Origin of the sequence: Micromonospora sp. B11E3, assembly GCF_039871625.1 — a bacterium.
Classification (GTDB): domain Bacteria; phylum Actinomycetota; class Actinomycetes; order Mycobacteriales; family Micromonosporaceae; genus Micromonospora.
Genome location: NZ_JBDPMC010000259.1, coordinates 1 through 554, shown reverse-complemented (window position 1 = coordinate 554; position 554 = coordinate 1). Strand labels below are relative to the sequence as shown.

The window sequence follows — 554 nt, the reverse complement described above, 5'->3', positions numbered from 1 at the left end:
CACGGCCACCTTGGGTGGGTGATTGACGAGCAGGTGGACGTGGTTGTTCTCGCCGTTGAACTCGATCAGCTCGGCCTCGAAGTCGGCGCACACGTCCCGCATGATCTCTTCCATCCGGGACAGGTGGTGGTCAGTGAACACCTTGTGCCGGAACTTGGTCACGAAGACCAAGTGAGCGTGTAGTGCGAAAACACAGTGTCTGCCGGTACGGATGCCTTCGAGCTCGGCCATAAACCAATGATACGGTGGCCTTGCGCGGCTCCGTTACCACTACCGGCTCTACCTGGACGCCGCCCAGCGCGAGGCGCTGGCCCGGTCGTTCGGGTGCGCCCGCGTGGTGTTCCACGACGGTCTGCGCCTGCGCCAGCAGGTCCGCGAGGCGGGTGAGAAGTACCTTTCGGACGGCGAGTTGTCCAAGCTGGTCATTACGCAGGCGAAGGACACCCCGCAACGGGCGTGGCTGGGTGAGGTGTCCAGCGTGGTGTTGCCGCAGGCCCTCGCGGATCTGAACGTGGCCTACCGCAACTTCTTGGCCTCGATCAGCGGCAAACGCA

General features: G+C 63.5%; 1 protein-coding gene and 1 pseudogene. One reads left to right on the top strand and one right to left on the bottom strand.

Annotated elements, in window-relative coordinates; all coding sequences use genetic code 11:
* Positions 1–231, bottom strand: a 231-nt coding sequence (gene tnpA / locus ABGB16_RS33975) for an IS200/IS605 family transposase (protein ID WP_347672134.1), incomplete at its 3' end; no start/stop codon positions are given.
* A gap of 103 nt (positions 232–334) precedes the next feature.
* Between tnpA and ABGB16_RS33970 the strand changes: the two are divergent.
* Positions 335–554 (top strand): annotated as a pseudogene (locus ABGB16_RS33970) (RNA-guided endonuclease TnpB family protein); the annotation flags it as partial.